The organism is Streptomyces sp. ME02-8801-2C, assembly GCF_033793965.1.
Lineage (GTDB): Bacteria > Actinomycetota > Actinomycetes > Streptomycetales > Streptomycetaceae > Streptomyces.
Window position 1 is genome coordinate 55386 of the sequence record NZ_JARAXP010000009.1, and the last position, 14104, is coordinate 69489.

12 protein-coding genes are annotated in these 14104 nt (G+C 70.6%); 4 read left to right on the forward strand and 8 right to left on the reverse strand.

Annotation, left to right across the window (positions count from 1 at the left end; all coding sequences use genetic code 11):
- Positions 1 to 4: 4 nt before the first annotated feature.
- Together PV396_RS28760 and gap are read left to right on the forward strand one after the other, a co-directional pair.
- Entirely contained in the window at positions 5 to 943 is a 939-nt protein-coding gene (locus tag PV396_RS28760; protein ID WP_319209480.1) for a DMT family transporter, read from the forward strand.
- Positions 944 to 998: 55 nt separating this feature from the next.
- On the forward strand, positions 999 to 2009 hold the full coding sequence (gap, locus tag PV396_RS28765; protein ID WP_319209483.1) for a type I glyceraldehyde-3-phosphate dehydrogenase: 1011 nt from the start codon (positions 999 to 1001) through the stop codon (positions 2007 to 2009).
- 103 nt (positions 2010 to 2112) lie between these two features.
- Here gap and PV396_RS28770 read toward each other — a convergent pair whose 3' ends face one another.
- Entirely contained in the window at positions 2113 to 2895 is a 783-nt protein-coding gene (locus tag PV396_RS28770) for an IclR family transcriptional regulator (protein ID WP_319209486.1), read from the reverse strand.
- 354 nt (positions 2896 to 3249) lie between these two features.
- Between PV396_RS28770 and PV396_RS28775 the strand changes: the two genes are divergently transcribed.
- Positions 3250 to 4413: a cysteine desulfurase family protein gene (locus PV396_RS28775; RefSeq protein WP_319209487.1), complete on the forward strand. Its 1164-nt coding sequence runs from the start codon at positions 3250 to 3252 to the stop codon at positions 4411 to 4413.
- Between the two features lie 67 nt (positions 4414 to 4480).
- Here the strand turns inward: PV396_RS28775 and PV396_RS28780 are convergent, their stop codons facing one another.
- Together PV396_RS28780 and PV396_RS28785 are read right to left on the reverse strand one after the other, a co-directional pair.
- Positions 4481 to 5998, reverse strand: coding sequence for a multicopper oxidase family protein (locus PV396_RS28780; RefSeq protein WP_319209490.1), 1518 nt, complete (start codon positions 5996 to 5998; stop codon positions 4481 to 4483).
- A gap of 238 nt (positions 5999 to 6236) precedes the next feature.
- Positions 6237 to 6974 (reverse strand): N-acetylmuramoyl-L-alanine amidase, encoded by a 738-nt coding sequence (locus PV396_RS28785; protein ID WP_319209491.1) that lies wholly within the window; start codon positions 6972 to 6974, stop codon positions 6237 to 6239.
- A gap of 60 nt (positions 6975 to 7034) precedes the next feature.
- Here PV396_RS28785 and mnmA point away from each other — a divergent pair, with 60 nt between their 5' ends.
- On the forward strand, positions 7035 to 8159 hold the full coding sequence (mnmA, locus tag PV396_RS28790; RefSeq protein WP_319209494.1) for a tRNA 2-thiouridine(34) synthase MnmA: 1125 nt from the start codon (positions 7035 to 7037) through the stop codon (positions 8157 to 8159).
- Between the two features lie 31 nt (positions 8160 to 8190).
- Here the strand turns inward: mnmA and PV396_RS28795 are convergent, their stop codons facing one another.
- The 5 genes from PV396_RS28795 to PV396_RS28815 all read right to left on the reverse strand — a co-directional run bounded on the left by PV396_RS28795 (position 8191) and on the right by PV396_RS28815 (position 14043).
- On the reverse strand, positions 8191 to 9045 hold the full coding sequence (locus PV396_RS28795) for an FAH family protein (RefSeq protein WP_319209497.1): 855 nt from the start codon (positions 9043 to 9045) through the stop codon (positions 8191 to 8193).
- Positions 9042 to 10280, reverse strand: a complete 1239-nt coding sequence (locus PV396_RS28800) for a mandelate racemase/muconate lactonizing enzyme family protein (RefSeq protein WP_319209500.1) — start codon at positions 10278 to 10280, stop codon at positions 9042 to 9044. Before PV396_RS28800 ends, PV396_RS28795 begins: the two co-directional genes overlap by 4 nt.
- Complete coding sequence (locus PV396_RS28805; protein WP_319209501.1) at positions 10270 to 11154, reverse strand: alpha/beta fold hydrolase; 885 nt, start codon at positions 11152 to 11154, stop codon at positions 10270 to 10272. Before PV396_RS28805 ends, PV396_RS28800 begins: the two co-directional genes overlap by 11 nt.
- Positions 11151 to 12830 (reverse strand): GH3 family domain-containing protein, encoded by a 1680-nt coding sequence (locus tag PV396_RS28810; RefSeq protein WP_319209503.1) that lies wholly within the window; start codon positions 12828 to 12830, stop codon positions 11151 to 11153. The genes PV396_RS28805 and PV396_RS28810 overlap by 4 nt, the downstream gene beginning before the upstream one ends.
- 103 nt (positions 12831 to 12933) lie before the next feature.
- Positions 12934 to 14043, reverse strand: a complete 1110-nt coding sequence (locus PV396_RS28815; protein WP_319209506.1) for an LLM class flavin-dependent oxidoreductase — start codon at positions 14041 to 14043, stop codon at positions 12934 to 12936.
- Positions 14044 to 14104: the final 61 nt, after the last annotated feature.

Below are 14104 nucleotides of genomic sequence, written 5' to 3' on the forward strand. Positions count from 1 at the left end.
GCTGATGGAACGCGACGATCTGAAATTCGCCGAGGGGGACACAGGTGCGGACGTCGAAGGGGCGGCCGACGCACCGCAGGCAGCCGCCGTCGGGCCGGCCTGGGCCACCGCGGCGATCCCCGCCGTCTTCGTGGTCCTCTGGAGCAGCGCGTTCATCGCGGCGGTCATCGGCACCGACGCCGCTCCGCCCCTGCTCCTGACGTTTTCCCGGTTCGCGGTCGCCGGCGTGCTGCTCACGATCGTCGCCCTGGCGACCAAGGCGCCCTGGCCCAGGGGCCGGATGCTGCTCCATGTGATCGTCGTCGGTCTGCTGATGCAGGCCGTGCAGTTCGGCGCCTTCTACACGGCCATCGGCGCGGGCCTGCCCGGCGGTGTCGTCGCGCTCATCCAGGGGTTCAACCCCGTCCTGATCGCCCTGCTGGCCGGGTTCCTGCTGGGTGAGGAGATCACCGGGCGGCAGTGGCTCGGCTTCGCCATCGGCGGCGCCGGGGTCGCGCTCGCCGTCGCCGGGGCGCTGCAATTCTCCACCAGCGCCATCGTGCTGTCCTTCGTCGGCCTGCTCGGCCTGAGTGTCGGCACCGTCTACCAGAAGCGCTACACCCAGGGCGTGGACGTCCGCAGCGGCACCGCGGTCCACTTCCTCGCCGGCGCTCCCGTGATGGGCGTGATGACCCTGACCCTGGAGGACCCCGAGGTCACCGACTGGGCCGGCTTCGGCGGCGCGCTGGCCTGGATCGTACTGATCAACTCGGTGGGCACTTTCCTGCTGCTCAACTTCATGCTCAAGAAGCAGGACGCCAGCCGCGTCGGCACGCTCTTCTTCCTGACCCCCGCCGTCACTGCCCTGCTCGCCTGGATGGTCATCGGTCAGACGCTGAGCCCGTCGGCGATCATCGGCCTGGTCCTGGGTGGCGCGGGCGTACTGCTCGCGGCCCGCAAGTAACGCCCCCTCCCTTCAATTCAGTAGAGAAAATGAGTAGAGAAGAGACGAAGGAAACATGAGCATCAAGGTCGCCGTCAACGGGTTCGGGCGCATCGGCCGGGGGTTCCTCAGGGCGGCGCTCGCTCAGGGAGCCGACCTCGACATCGTGGCGGTGAACGACCTCACCGACGCGAAGACCCTCGGACACCTGCTCGCCTACGACAGCACCATGGGCCGACTGAACGCCCAGGTCGAGGTCGACGGCGACGCCCTCGTCGTGGACGGCCGCAGGATCGCCGTCCACGCGGAGCGCGACCCCGGCAAGCTGCCGTGGGGCGAGCTGGGCATCGACGTCGTCGTGGAGTCCACGGGCTTCTTCACCGACGGCAAGAAGGCCGCCGCGCACCTGGACGCGGGCGCCCGCAAGGTCCTCATCTCCGCTCCGGCGTCGAACGAAGACCTCACCCTCGCGTACGGCATCAACCACACGAGCTACGACCCGGCCGTCCACCACATCGTCTCCAACGCGTCCTGCACGACGAACTGCCTTGCCCCGCTGGCCCAGGTGCTCCATCAGGGCCTCGGCCTCGAGCACGGCCTGATGACCACCGTGCACGCCTACACCCAGGACCAGAATCTCCAGGACGGCCCACACAAGGACCCGCGGCGCGCCCGCTCGGCCGCGCTCAACATCGTGCCCACGTCCACCGGCGCCGCGAAGGCCATCGGACTCGTCCTGCCCGAGCTGAACGGCCGCCTGGCGGGCCTCTCGCTGCGTGTCCCGGTGCCGGTCGGTTCGATGACCGACCTCTCGGCGTACGTGGGGCGCCCGACCACCGTCGAGGAGATCAACGAGCTGTTCGCCGAGGCCGCCGCCGGACCGCTGGCCGGCGTCCTGCGCTACACGGACGCCCCGCTCGTCTCCACCGACATCGTCGGCGACCCGGCGTCCTGCGTCTTCGACTCCCAGCTGACCACGGTCACGGGCGGGGGACGCCATGTAAAGGTCTTCGGCTGGTACGACAACGAGTCGGGCTTCTCGCACCGGGTCGTGGACGTCGTACGACTGCTGGGCATCCAGGCCTGACGTCAATTCCCGCGGACCGGCTCCGGCCACCGGTGACGGGGCCTGCCTCGCGTGAACGCACTGAACCTCGCGCGGGGCGGGCCTGTCGGTGCGAGCGGTCCGGTCAGTCGGAGACGCGCCAGGCCACGCCCCGGCCGGCGCCGAGTTCGCGGGACAGAAGGGTCGCCACCTCGCGTACGGCGAGGGCGTGCCGCTGCTGGTCCGCCTCGGCGAGGAGCCGTTCCACGGGGCCGACGATGCCGATGGCTCCCGTCGGGCTGCCGTGCCGGTCGAACACCGGCGAGGCGATGCCGGCCTCGCCGAGGGCGCTCTCCTGCTCCTCCAGTGCGTAACCGATGCGCTGGATCTGCGTCAGCTGCTCGGCCAGGGCGGGGGGGTCGACCACGGTCTGTCCGGTCAGCCGGGTCAGCTCCCCCTCCAGCAGTTCCTTCTGCCGACTCTGGGGCAGGAATGCGACGAACGCCTTGCCGAGCGCGCAGGTGTTCCACGGAACGCTCGCGCCGAGTTCAAGGATCTGCACCCCGCTCCCGTGCCGGAAGGCGTGGTGTACGACGAGCATGTGGTCGCAGTGGTCGAGCACGGCGACCCAAACCGCCTCGCCGGTGCGCTCGGCCAGGGTGTCCGCCCAGGCGACCGACCGTGACCGCAGCTCCTGGGTCTCCAGATACGAGTTGCCGAGCCGCAACAGAGCCGAGCCGAGGAGGTACTTGCTGGTCTCCTTCTCCTGGCGCACCAGCCCCTCGGCCTCGAGTGTTCGCAGCAGCGCATGTGCAGTGGGCTTCGAGACACCGATCCGGTCAGCGAGTTCGGTGACGCCCAGACGTGGGCCCGCGATCGCCAGCTCCCGCAGGATACGGGCCGCACGCTGAACGGACTGCACCGTCATTCTTGCTCGCATTCAGTATCCCCGAACGATGTTCGGGAAGTATATGCCAGTCAGTCACCTTTGTATACGTCTCTGCAGGAGGCGCGCACGAGATGCCGCCGCATTGGGGGAGTATCACCACGGAGGTGCCGACGGACCACCTGGCGCGACGAGATCGTCGCCACCGATGACTGTATCCGGCGTGCCCGAGACGCGACGCGATGTGGAGTCCTGTCTCGAACGCCTGATCGTCCGGTGGGTGCCGTGAGGTGAGGGGCCGTACCGCGGCACGGGACGCGGAACAGACCCGCGGTATCGCGCCAAGCCCTACGCGCCCCCGGTCCCGTCACCGGGGCGCCGTAGAATCACGGCACCATGGCATACCTCGACCACGCAGCGACCACCCCGATGCTTCCGGAGGCGGTCGAGGCGATGACCGCGCAGCTGGGCGTCACCGGTAACGCCTCCTCACTCCACGCGGCCGGCCGCAGAGCCAGGCGTACGGTCGAGGAGGCCCGCGAGACGCTCGCCGAGTCGCTCGGTGCCCGGCCCAGCGAGGTCGTGTTCACCTCGGGCGGCACCGAGGCCGACAACCTCGCCGTCAAGGGGCTGTACTGGTCCCGCCGGGACGCCGATCCGGCCCGCGTCCGTGTCCTCGCCAGCCCCGTCGAGCACCACGCGGTACTCGACGCCGTGCACTGGCTCGGCGAACACGAGGGCGCCGTCGTCGAGTACCTCCCGGTCGACCGGTACGGCCGCGTCCACCCCGACGCCCTGCGCGAGGCCGTCGCCCGCGACCCCGAAAGCGTCGCCCTGGCCACCGTGATGTGGGCCAACAACGAGCTCGGCACGATCATGCCGGTGCGTGAACTCGCCGACGTGGCAAGCGAGTTCGGGGTCCCGCTGCACGCCGACGCCGTGCAGGCCTTCGGCCAGGTGCCCGTCTCCTTCGCGGACTCCGGGCTCGCCGCGATGACCGTCTCCGGCCACAAGGTCGGCGGCCCGTACGGCATCGGCGCGCTGCTGCTGGGCCGCGAGTACAGCCCCGTACCCGTGCTGCACGGCGGCGGGCAGGAGCGGCACGTACGGTCCGGCACCCTCGATGTGCCGGCCGTCGCCTCCTTCGCCGTGGCCGGGCGGCTCGCCGCCGAACAACAGGGCTGGTTCGCCCGGGAGATCGGCGCCCTGCGCGACGCCCTGGTCACGGCCGTCCGTACGGCGGTTCCGGACGCCATCCTGGGCGGCGATCCGGTGGACCGGCTTCCGGCCAACGCCCACTTCACCTTCCCGGGCTGTGAGGGCGACTCCCTGCTCCTGCTGCTCGACGCCCAGGGCATCGAGTGCTCCACCGGTTCCGCCTGCACCGCCGGGGTGGCCCAGCCCAGCCATGTCCTCCTCGCCGTCGGCACCGATCCGGACCTGGCCCGCGGCACCCTCCGCTTCTCCCTCGGCCACACCTCCACGGAGGCCGATGTCGAGGCGGTCGCCAAGGTCATCGCCCCGGTGGTGGAGCGGGCGCGCGCGGCGGGACTGGCGTAGCACCGCCCGCGCCCGCGCCCGGGCATCGGGGGCCGGGACCGGGAAGGCGACAGGGGGCTGGGTCGGCCTAGCCGTCCGTGACCATCAGGGACGCCATCATGCCCTCGTCCTCGTGCTGCAGAAGATGGCAGTGGAGCATGTACATGTAGGAGTCGTCGGCGAAGTCGGTGAACTCCATGGCTATCTTGATCGACCCACCGCCGACGACCTCGTACGTGTCGAACCAGCCGAGGTCGACCCCGGTGGGAGCCGCGCCGTTGATCGAGATCAGCTGGTAGGGCACGTCGTGCAGATGGAACGAGTGTTCCAGCTGGGAGGCGTTGGTTATCGTCCAGATCTCCTTGGCGCCCAGCGTAGTGCTGATCATGGCCATGCTGGCCATGGTGAGACCGCTCGAACCGTTGATCTTCATCGACGTGCCCGTGTTGCTGAGCGTGATGGTGCGCGCCGTGAAGTCGCTGGTGTCGTACCGCTTGATGGTGTTGAGGCTGCCCGGCAGGTCGTCCGGGGCGTCGCTGCCGCCCGCCGCGACGCTGAGAAAGTCGTAGGTGCCGGAGCCGCCGCGGATCCAGCCGGTCGTGATGACGACCTGGAGCGTGACGTCGTCGGTGACGTCCATGACGAACTCGGCGCGGGCGCCGGCCACCAGCCGGATGCTGTCCACCCCGGTCGGCGCCGTCAGATAGCCCTGGTCGGTGGCTATCTGGGTCAGCTTGCCGCCGTCGCTGCGCTGGATCGTGATGATGTCGGACGGCGAGGCGTTGAGCGCCCGGAACCGGTTGCGGGTCTTGGTGGCGTTGAAGGTGAGCGTGGTGTCGTCGACGTTGGCGCCGTTCACCAGCACCGGGTACTTGAGGCCGGAGGTCAGGTATCCGGTCTGGTCGTACTTGATGTCGCCCGCGGCCGAGACGGCCAGACACTGGAAGACGAGCGGGATGTCGTCGACGCCGTAGTCACTGGGCAGGGCCGCGGAGGCGGTGGAGTCGTCCTCCACGATGATCATCCCGGCGAGTCCGTGGGTGGCCTGCTTGGCCGTGGTGCCCAGGGCGTGCGGGTGGTACCAGAGGGTCTTGGCCTCGTCCAGGACGGTGAAGGTGGGGGCCCAGGTGCCGCCGGCCGCGAAGGCGTTCTGCGGGCCGCCGTCCATCGAGGGCGGGACATGCGCGCCGTGGAAGTGGACGGTGGTCTCCTCGGTGAGGCTGTTGGTGATGTTCAGCAGGACCTTGTCGCCGGTGGTCCACTTCATGGTCGGGCCGAGGAACGACCCGTTGTAGCCGGCGGTGGTGCTGGTGACACCGCTGAGCACTTCACTGGTGCCGCTCTTCGCCTCCAGGGTGAAGGTGGTGGTGCCGTCGGTGGTGGTGCCCTCAAGGAGGTCCGGGATGGGGAGCGCGCCCGTGTGCGTCGCCGCACTGGCCTTGCGCTCCGCCTCGGTCAGCAGTCCGAAGGTCGCGCCCGCGGCGGCCACGGCGCCCAGGCCGATGCCGGCCATTCCGCCGAGGAACTTCCGTCGGTGCAGGCCCTTGCCGCCCCGGCTCTTCGGCCGTTTGTTCGTGTCGTCGGCGGGATCTGTGTTCTGGGTCATGTTCATGGCTGTGGATCTTTGGGTTAAGCCCTGTGTAAGGACTGAGGCCAAAATGGGAGCGCGCCCAGGACGCTGTGCGATGGCCCTGTATGTCAACTCCCTTGCCGAGATGCCGGGTTGGGGATCCGCAGGTCATCTTCGGCGCATGGGACACATCGGGCGGCCGACACGCCCGAATTGCTCACGGCCACACGCGTGTGTGACTTGCGTCACAGGGGGGAGGGGGGTGTGAGGGGTCTCAGGCGGAAACCCTGCCCGCCTCCTCGACGAGCCGCAGGTACTTCTTCCAGTCCCAGCCCTTCCCGGGGTCGGTGTGGTCCGTGCCCGGCACCTCCACATGCCCGATGATGTGCTCCCGGTCGACGGGTATGCCGTACCGCGCGCAGACCCTGGCCGTCAGCCGCGCCGAGGCCGCGTACATCGCGTCCGTGAAGTCCTCGGGCTTCTCCACGAAGCCCTCGTGCTCGATGCCGACGCTCCGCTCGTTGTACTCCCGGTTGCCCGCGTGGAAGGCCACGTCCAGCTCGCGGATCATCTGCGTGATCCGCCCGTCCTTGCGGACGACGTAGTGCGCCGCCGCGCCGTGCCCCGGGTCCTGGAAGACCTTCACCGCGCTGGCGAAGCTGCCCTGGGTGACATGGATGATCACCCGGTCCACCGTGTAGTCGTCGGGCCGGTCCGCCATCCGCCAGTTCGCCGAGGAGGCCGCCACCCAGCGCGCCCCCGCGTAGTCGACCTCGCCCTCCTTGCGCGGCTTCGACACCCCGGGCGCCCGCCACCACAGGTGCTTCAGCTCGTCGCGCGCGAGCACACCCGTGGCGACGGCGGCCACCGCCCCGCCGATGAGCAGGGCGCGCCGCCCGATCCGCCGGTCGCCGTCCCGCGAAGCCCCACCGTGGCCCTCGCTGCGCGACTGCTGGGGGATGTCCCGCGAAAGGCCGCGGCCGGTGTCCCGCCGAGCCTGTGTTTCCTCCATGTCTGCGTGAACGGATACTCGCGCGCCCCGGTTCCCGGCGCCCCGTACCCTTGAGGGGTTATGACTCACACCTCGCAGCAGCCCCTCCGCGTACTGGCCGCCATGTCCGGCGGCGTGGACTCCGCCGTAGCCGCCGCCCGCGCGGCCGAAGCCGGCCACGACGTCACGGGCGTCCACCTCGCCCTGTCCGCGAACCCGCAGTCGTTCCGCACGGGTGCGCGTGGCTGTTGCACCATCGAGGACTCCCGGGACGCCCGCCGCGCGGCCGACGTCATCGGCATCCCGTTCTACGTGTGGGACCTCGCCGAGCGCTTCCGCGAGGACGTGGTGGACGACTTCGTCGCCGAGTACGAGGCGGGGCGCACCCCCAACCCGTGCCTGCGCTGCAACGAGAAGATCAAGTTCGCTGCGCTCCTCGACAAGGCCCTCGCCCTCGGCTTCGACGCCGTCTGCACCGGCCACTACGCGCAGGTGATCCTCCGCGAGGACGGCACGCGCGAGCTGCACCGCGCCTCCGACATGGCCAAGGACCAGTCGTACGTCCTCGGGGTGCTCGACGACCGCCAGCTCGCCCACGCGATGTTCCCCCTCGGCGACACCCTCACCACCAAGGACGAGATCCGCGCGGAGGCCGAGCGGCGCGGCCTCGCGGTCGCCAAGAAGCCCGACTCGCACGACATCTGCTTCATCGCCGACGGCGACACCCAGGGCTTCCTGGCGAACCGCCTGGGCCGCGCCGAGGGCGACATCGTCGACGAGTCCGGCGCGAAGATCGGCACGCACGAGGGCGCGTACGGCTTCACCATCGGCCAGCGCAAGGGCCTGCGCATCGGCACCCCGGCCGCCGACGGCAAGCCGCGCTACGTCCTCGACATCTCCCCGGTGAACAACACGGTGACGGTCGGCCCGGCCGCATCCCTCGACGTCGACGCCCTCACCGCGATCAAACCCCGCTGGTGCGGCGCGGCCCCCACAGGGCCCGGCACCTACACCGCCCAGCTGCGCGCCCACGGCGGCGAGACCGAGGTGAGCGCCGAGCTGGTCGACGGCACCCTGGAGGTCACCTTCACCGAGCCCGTGCGCGGGGTGGCGCCGGGCCAGGCGATCGTCCTGTACGACGGCACGCGCGTGGTCGGCTCGGCGACGATCGCCACGACGAACCGGGCCACGGCGAACGCCGTCTGAGCCGCCGTACGACCGCCGCCCGCCGTTCGTCTCATCCCCAGTGCAGGGGATGGGACAGCCGCACCCCGTGCGTGGCGAAGTCGATGGTCACCCGGTCGCGGTCGGCCGTCGTGAAACCGTGGTGGAAGCTGCTGCGGTCCGCGCCGAGGTAGACGTAGTGCACCCGGCCCGGGTGCAGCAGCGACGCGTTGGCGAAGAGCCCGGCCGTCATGTCCCGCAGCCCGTAGTGCAGGGCCTTCACCCCGGTGGTGAACGGCCCCTGCCAGGCCCGCTGCCCGTCCCGTTCGACGGTGACCTGCCCGGTGACCTGCTGCGGCGGTGTCCCCAGGAAGAGGTAGGGGGCCACGCCCGCGTCGCACAGCTTCGCGTACGACAGATGCCCGGCGTGCCGCTTGAACCGGCCGATGTCGGTGAGGTCGTTGCCGAAGGTGTATCCGGCGTACTTCGGGGTGCCGTCCGCGTCACCCACGTACACGAGGACGACCTCGGCCTCCTCGGTCACCGCGACGGCGTCCTGCGGCACGCGCAGTGGCTCGCCGGAGACCTTCAGGACCTCGCCCAGGCCCTTGAAGAACCAGTTGGGCTGGGTCGGCGCCCCCGAGTCCGCCTTCACGTTGTGGGTGGCCATGAAGCCGCTGACCAGCGCGTCCCCGACGGAGTCGGGCAGCAGCGGGGGCCGGAAGCGTACGTCCGTCACGGCCGCGGTGACCGGTTCGCGGCCGTCGGTCAGCGCGGAGAGGAGGGCGGGGATGTCGCCGTCGGCCGCCAGGACCGCGGCACGCGGGTCGGTGCCGGCCAGGGGGAAGAGGGTGAGGACGGTGTCCTCGGGGGTGCCGTACCCGATGTACCGCTCACCCTCGTACTCGCATTCGAACAGGACCGTCATCGGGCGCTCTCCTCTAGTTCCGGCAGTTCGGTTTCCGGCTGTGGGGCGGTGGTGTCGGCGGTCGGCTGCCAGCCGTGGTCCGTCCAGGTCAGGGCCGTCCAGCGGTCCGCCCGTTCGGTCAGGCGCAGGCCGAATCCGGGGCCTTCGACGGGGGCGATCGTGTTGGTCCGGCGGTCCACCAGCGGGCGCGGGGACACGATCGCGTCGGTCTCGGCGAAGAAGCGGTCGGACTGGCCGGCCTCGACGGTCAGGGCGTCGGGGCTGCGCAGCGCCAGCGCCCGGCTCGCGTTGATCAGCGGGCCGGTCTCGGCGACCTGGACGCCGATCTGGAAGCCCAGGCCCTCGGCACGGGCGTACTCGGTCAGCCGGGCCGAGGCGAGCAGCCCGCCGTTCTTGGACACCCGGACGTTCACCGCGTCGCACGCCCCGGCGGCCACCGCGGCACGCGCGTCCGTCGCCGTGCACACCGACTCGTCGAGCAGGACGCGGACGCCCGTCGCCCGGCGCAGGGCACGCAGATCGGCCCAGGAGCGGCGGGGGAGCGGTTCCTCGAGGAGGTCCACGCCGGCCTCGAGCAGCCGGCGCGCGTTGGGCGCGGCCGTCTCCGGGGTCCAGCTCATGTTGGCGTCCACCATCACCGGCACGTCCGCGCCGAGGCGGTGCCTGATCGCGCCCACCGTGCGGACGTCCCGCCCGATGTCGTCGGACGCCTTCACCTTGACGAAGTGGAAGGGCCCGCGCGTGTCGAGGAACTCCTCGACGCCGATGCTCAGATCCAGCACCTGGGACACGGGCAGGGAGAGCAGTTCGGAGCCGCCCGGGAACAGCAACTCGCCGACCGGGATGCCCAGCTGACGACAGAGCAGATCCAGTACGGCCGTCTCCAGCAGGCACACCAGGTTGGTGCCGGGCGCTGTCCCCAGGGTGTGGGCGAACAGCTCGGGGAATGTCGACTCGAAGCCGTCGGCGCGGAGTCGGGCGGCGAGGTCCGCCGGTGGCGTCGTACGCAGCCGGCCGAACAGGGCGTGCAGCGGGACGCGTCCGAGAGCCTCCCCCACACTGTCGGTGCTCTCACCGGTGACGTACGAGCGGGGTGCGCACTCCCCGATGCCGGTCGCGCCGTCGACGCTCAGGCGCAGGACCAGGCTGTCGCTGGTGCGACGGCGGGCCGCCGGGTGGTCGAAGCCGATGCGCATCGGCAGCGCCACCCGGTACAGCCGCGCCTCAGACGCCACGGTCCAGCCCCTGGAGCAGGGTGTGCGTGGACGTCCAGTCGACCAGACTGCGGCTGACGTCCGTGTAGAAGAGGTAGTGCCGGTCGGTGGGGAACTGGACGACCAGACCGCGGTCGGAGAACAGCTCCTGGAAGACCCCGCGGGTCGCGTCGAGATCCACGATCGGGTCGGTCAGCCCTGACACGAACGCGGCCGGTACGTCCGGGAGTCGGCGGCGGTCCGGGGAGAGGTAGAGCCGCTCCAGGGCCAGCAGGACCGCCCGTGAACGCCGGGTCAGGGTACGGGCGGCCAGGTCGTCGTTGTCGATGAACTCCCGGTAGCGGGGATCGTCCGTGAAGTCCGCCGACCTCAGGCCCGCGTCCCACGGCTCGGTGCCGGTCTCGGCGGCCAGCGCCGCCCGCTCCTCGTCGCCGAGCACCGCGTGCAGCCGGCCCAGCCAGGTCGAGCAGAAGACGGTGGCGTCGTAGCGGACGGTGAAGTCGGGATGGTGCAGCAGGGCCGCCAGGAAGGAGCCGCCCAGGCAGTGCCCGAACAGGGTCAACGGGACGTCGTCGCCGATCAGTTCACGGACATGGGCGATCGCGGTGGCATAGTCCGCGACGATCGTGGCGACGTCCGGCACGTCCTGGCGTTCGCCGCCGCTGATGCCGCTGCCGCGCCGGTCGAGCACGAAGAAGGCGATGTCGTTGTCGGCGAACTGCGGCCCCACCTCCCACAGCCAGCCCGCGTGCGACTGCAGCCCGTGGAAGTAGAAGACCGCGCCCTTGGTCTCACCGCGCGGACGCCACAGATGCAGCGCGAGGTCGGTGCCGTCCACGGAGAGCGTGATGATCTCCCGGCGTACGTTCTGCGGCGGCCTCTTGGTCTCGATCACCGGGATACTCCCGCCCCGCCGACCAGGTCGGCGACGAAATCGGTGTCCTTCTGGAAGGGGCTGTACTTGTACTGGGTGGTGTTGCCGCGCTGCCGCCGGGACTCGGTGTACGCGGCGATGCTGTCGTGGGCGACGGTGCGGAACTCCAGCGCGCCGAGGCGACCGCTGGTGCGCTTGCCGGCGTACTCGATGTTGATGGCGGCGAGCGCGCGGTCCACCGCGTCGGACAGTCGGTGGTCCAACTCGGCTCCGGGGCGCGGTACTTCGCCGACCACGACATAGTGCGGGGGCTCGGCCCAGCGCGGCCCGCAGAGATAGAGGCCGCCCTCGAGGCCGTACGCGGCCAGCGCCTGCTCTATCGCCTGGGTGACCTGGGCCTCGGTGATCTTCTCGCCGGTGAAGGAGTGGAAGACGCCGTCGCGGTGCACGAAGTGGATCCACGGGACACCGTCGGTGACCCGGTCGACGCGGTAGATGTCGCCGCTCCACAGCCGGTAGAGGCCGTTGGCCTGCGTCATGATCAGGTGGTAGTCGCGGCCCGCCTCGACCTCGTCGAACAGCAGCGTGTCGATCCGCTCGCCCGCGTCCAGGAGCCTGCCCAGCTCGACCTCTGCCGGCACGAACTCGAAGAACGCCTGGTTGACCGCGAGCGGCTGGCTGTCCAGCGAGGGGTCCACCGGGAGCGTCGTGACACCCTCCGTGCCGCAGCTCATGAACGGCATCGCGCGCACCCCGGGCAGTACCGCGTCCAGCTTCGAGCGGTAGAGCCCGGCCGAGGAGGACAGCCAGCAGCTGTAGGCGCCGAGCGAGGGCCACACGTCCTTGAGGGTGAACTCGCCCTGGTCCAGCACCGATTGGAGGTGTGCGGCGGCCTCCGGGTCGGGATCGCCGTACGGCCGGCCCTCCAGGGTGCCCGCGGCCAGGTCGCGCACCAGGTCGGGGCCGTGCTCGGCGATCAGGTCGCGCAGCGAGATGAGTGTGCTGGGGTTGATCGCGGTGATGAACTCCAGCCGCCGGCCCACGAAATGGCGGATGCGGTGGTACATCCGGCCCGTGTGCGACGTGGGCGCCTCCACCCCGAACCAGGGGGCCGCGGACCACGGCGGGTTCCAGTCACGGCTGTTGATCCGCGGATGCCGGTTGCTGATCGCCTGGTACTGGACGCCGTACAGGAAGTCGTCGACGTTCTCGTGGACCGTCTGGGTGTCCAGGGTGGCGTACGGATGGTCGAGGAGCGCCGGGTGGAGGTCCAGATACGTTCCCCACATGGCCTGCATCGCCGGGACCCGGTAGTTCAGCAGCCAGTGCAGTGTGTACGGGACGCGCTTCGGCGCCCCGGTGGTGCCGCTCGTCTTCAGCCAGCGCAGGACCGGGCTGCAGGACAGGACTCCGCCCTTGGTCCGGGTCTCGCGGTCGATCTCGGCCGTGAAGTGGTCGTAGCGCCGGACCGGGAGGGTGTCCCGGAAGCTCTTGTCGTCGGTGCCGACCGTGTCGTAGCCGCGTTCCTTCCAGTGCAGGGAGTCCCGGCACAGATCGACGACGTCCGCGAGGACGCGTCTCTGGGTGGCCGCCGGGTCCCCGAGGTCGGCCAGCAGCGCCGCCCGGGCCCGTCGGCACTCCTCCTGGAAGGGGACGCGACGCGTGTTCCAGTGCTCTTGCCAGTACGAACCGCCCACGACTTCAGCTTCTCCCTCGGCTTGTTGGCTCGATTCGGGCGGCGTCGTCGCCGGGTTCTCCGGGACAACACCGTCGGATGTGTGAACGCTGTTGGGGTGCCGGTCACCGGCCCCGCAGTGCGACCGCCCGTTCGGCGGCCTCCTGCGGCCTGGCGGCGGCACCATTGATCCGCGGGGCAACCTGCCGGGCCAGGAGGCCCAGACTGCGGTCGGTGTTCTCGTACGACGTCCAGTCGGCGACGTACACGAGGAGCGTGCCGAAACCGCCGGTCGCCTCCTCCATACATCGGATCTGGGACACCACGTCGTCGACCGAACCGACCAGCGCGCCGCCCGCCGCCACCCGGTCCTCCAGCGCCCGGTGCCGGTCGGCGCCGGGCGCGAGGACCTCCCGTCCGGAGATCCGGCCGAAGTACTCGAAGACCCACCGGTCGTAGCCCTCGCGGACCTCGGCGAAGGCCTGGGCGCGGGTCTCGGCGACATGCACCGGAAGGGCGATGCGCCAGTCCTCGCGGCGCAGGGTCCGCCCGTACTCGTCGGCCGCCTCCTCGGCGTGCTTCCACTGCTGGGCCAGGCCCAGGTGCTGCGAACCCTCCTTCGCCGGCAGTCCGAAGGGCAGCGCGAAGGAGGTCATGCTCAGCCCGTACCGGCCGATCAGCCGGGGACTGCTCACCGAGGTGCCGGAGGTGGCCAGCGCCACCTCGATCGGGTCGGGGCCGAAGCGCGGCAACTGGAGCTTGGCGTCGACCAGTTGGTACCAGTCGGTCCGCTGCGTGACCCGCTCCTCGCCGTTGACGAGTTCGAGCAGCGTCGGCAGCGCCTCGGCGAGCCGCGCACGCTGCCGCGGGCCGTCCAGACCGAACATCGAGGCGTCGAACGGCACACCCGGTCCCACGCCAAGGAGGTAGCGGCCCCGGGTGAGGTGGTGCAGATGTACGGCCCTGGTGGCCACGTGGAAGGGGTGGTGCCCGGAGAGCGGCACCACCCCGTGGGCCAGCCTGATCTGCCGGGTCCGCTGACTCGCGGCGGCGATCAGGGTCTCCGGGGCGCCCACCAGCCCCCAGCCCAGCGTGTGGTGCTCGCCGAACCAGGCCTCGTCGAAGTTGAGCCGGTCGGCGAGCTCCACCAGCTCGAGGTCGCGGTGGATCGCCAGATGCGGATCCTGGCCCGTCTCGTGAACGGGCGAAAGGAACAGGCCCATGCGGCTGTGCACTGCGAATCCTCCCCCTGGACTGAGTACGTGGAGCTGAGTACGTGGAGCTGAGCGGGCCGAG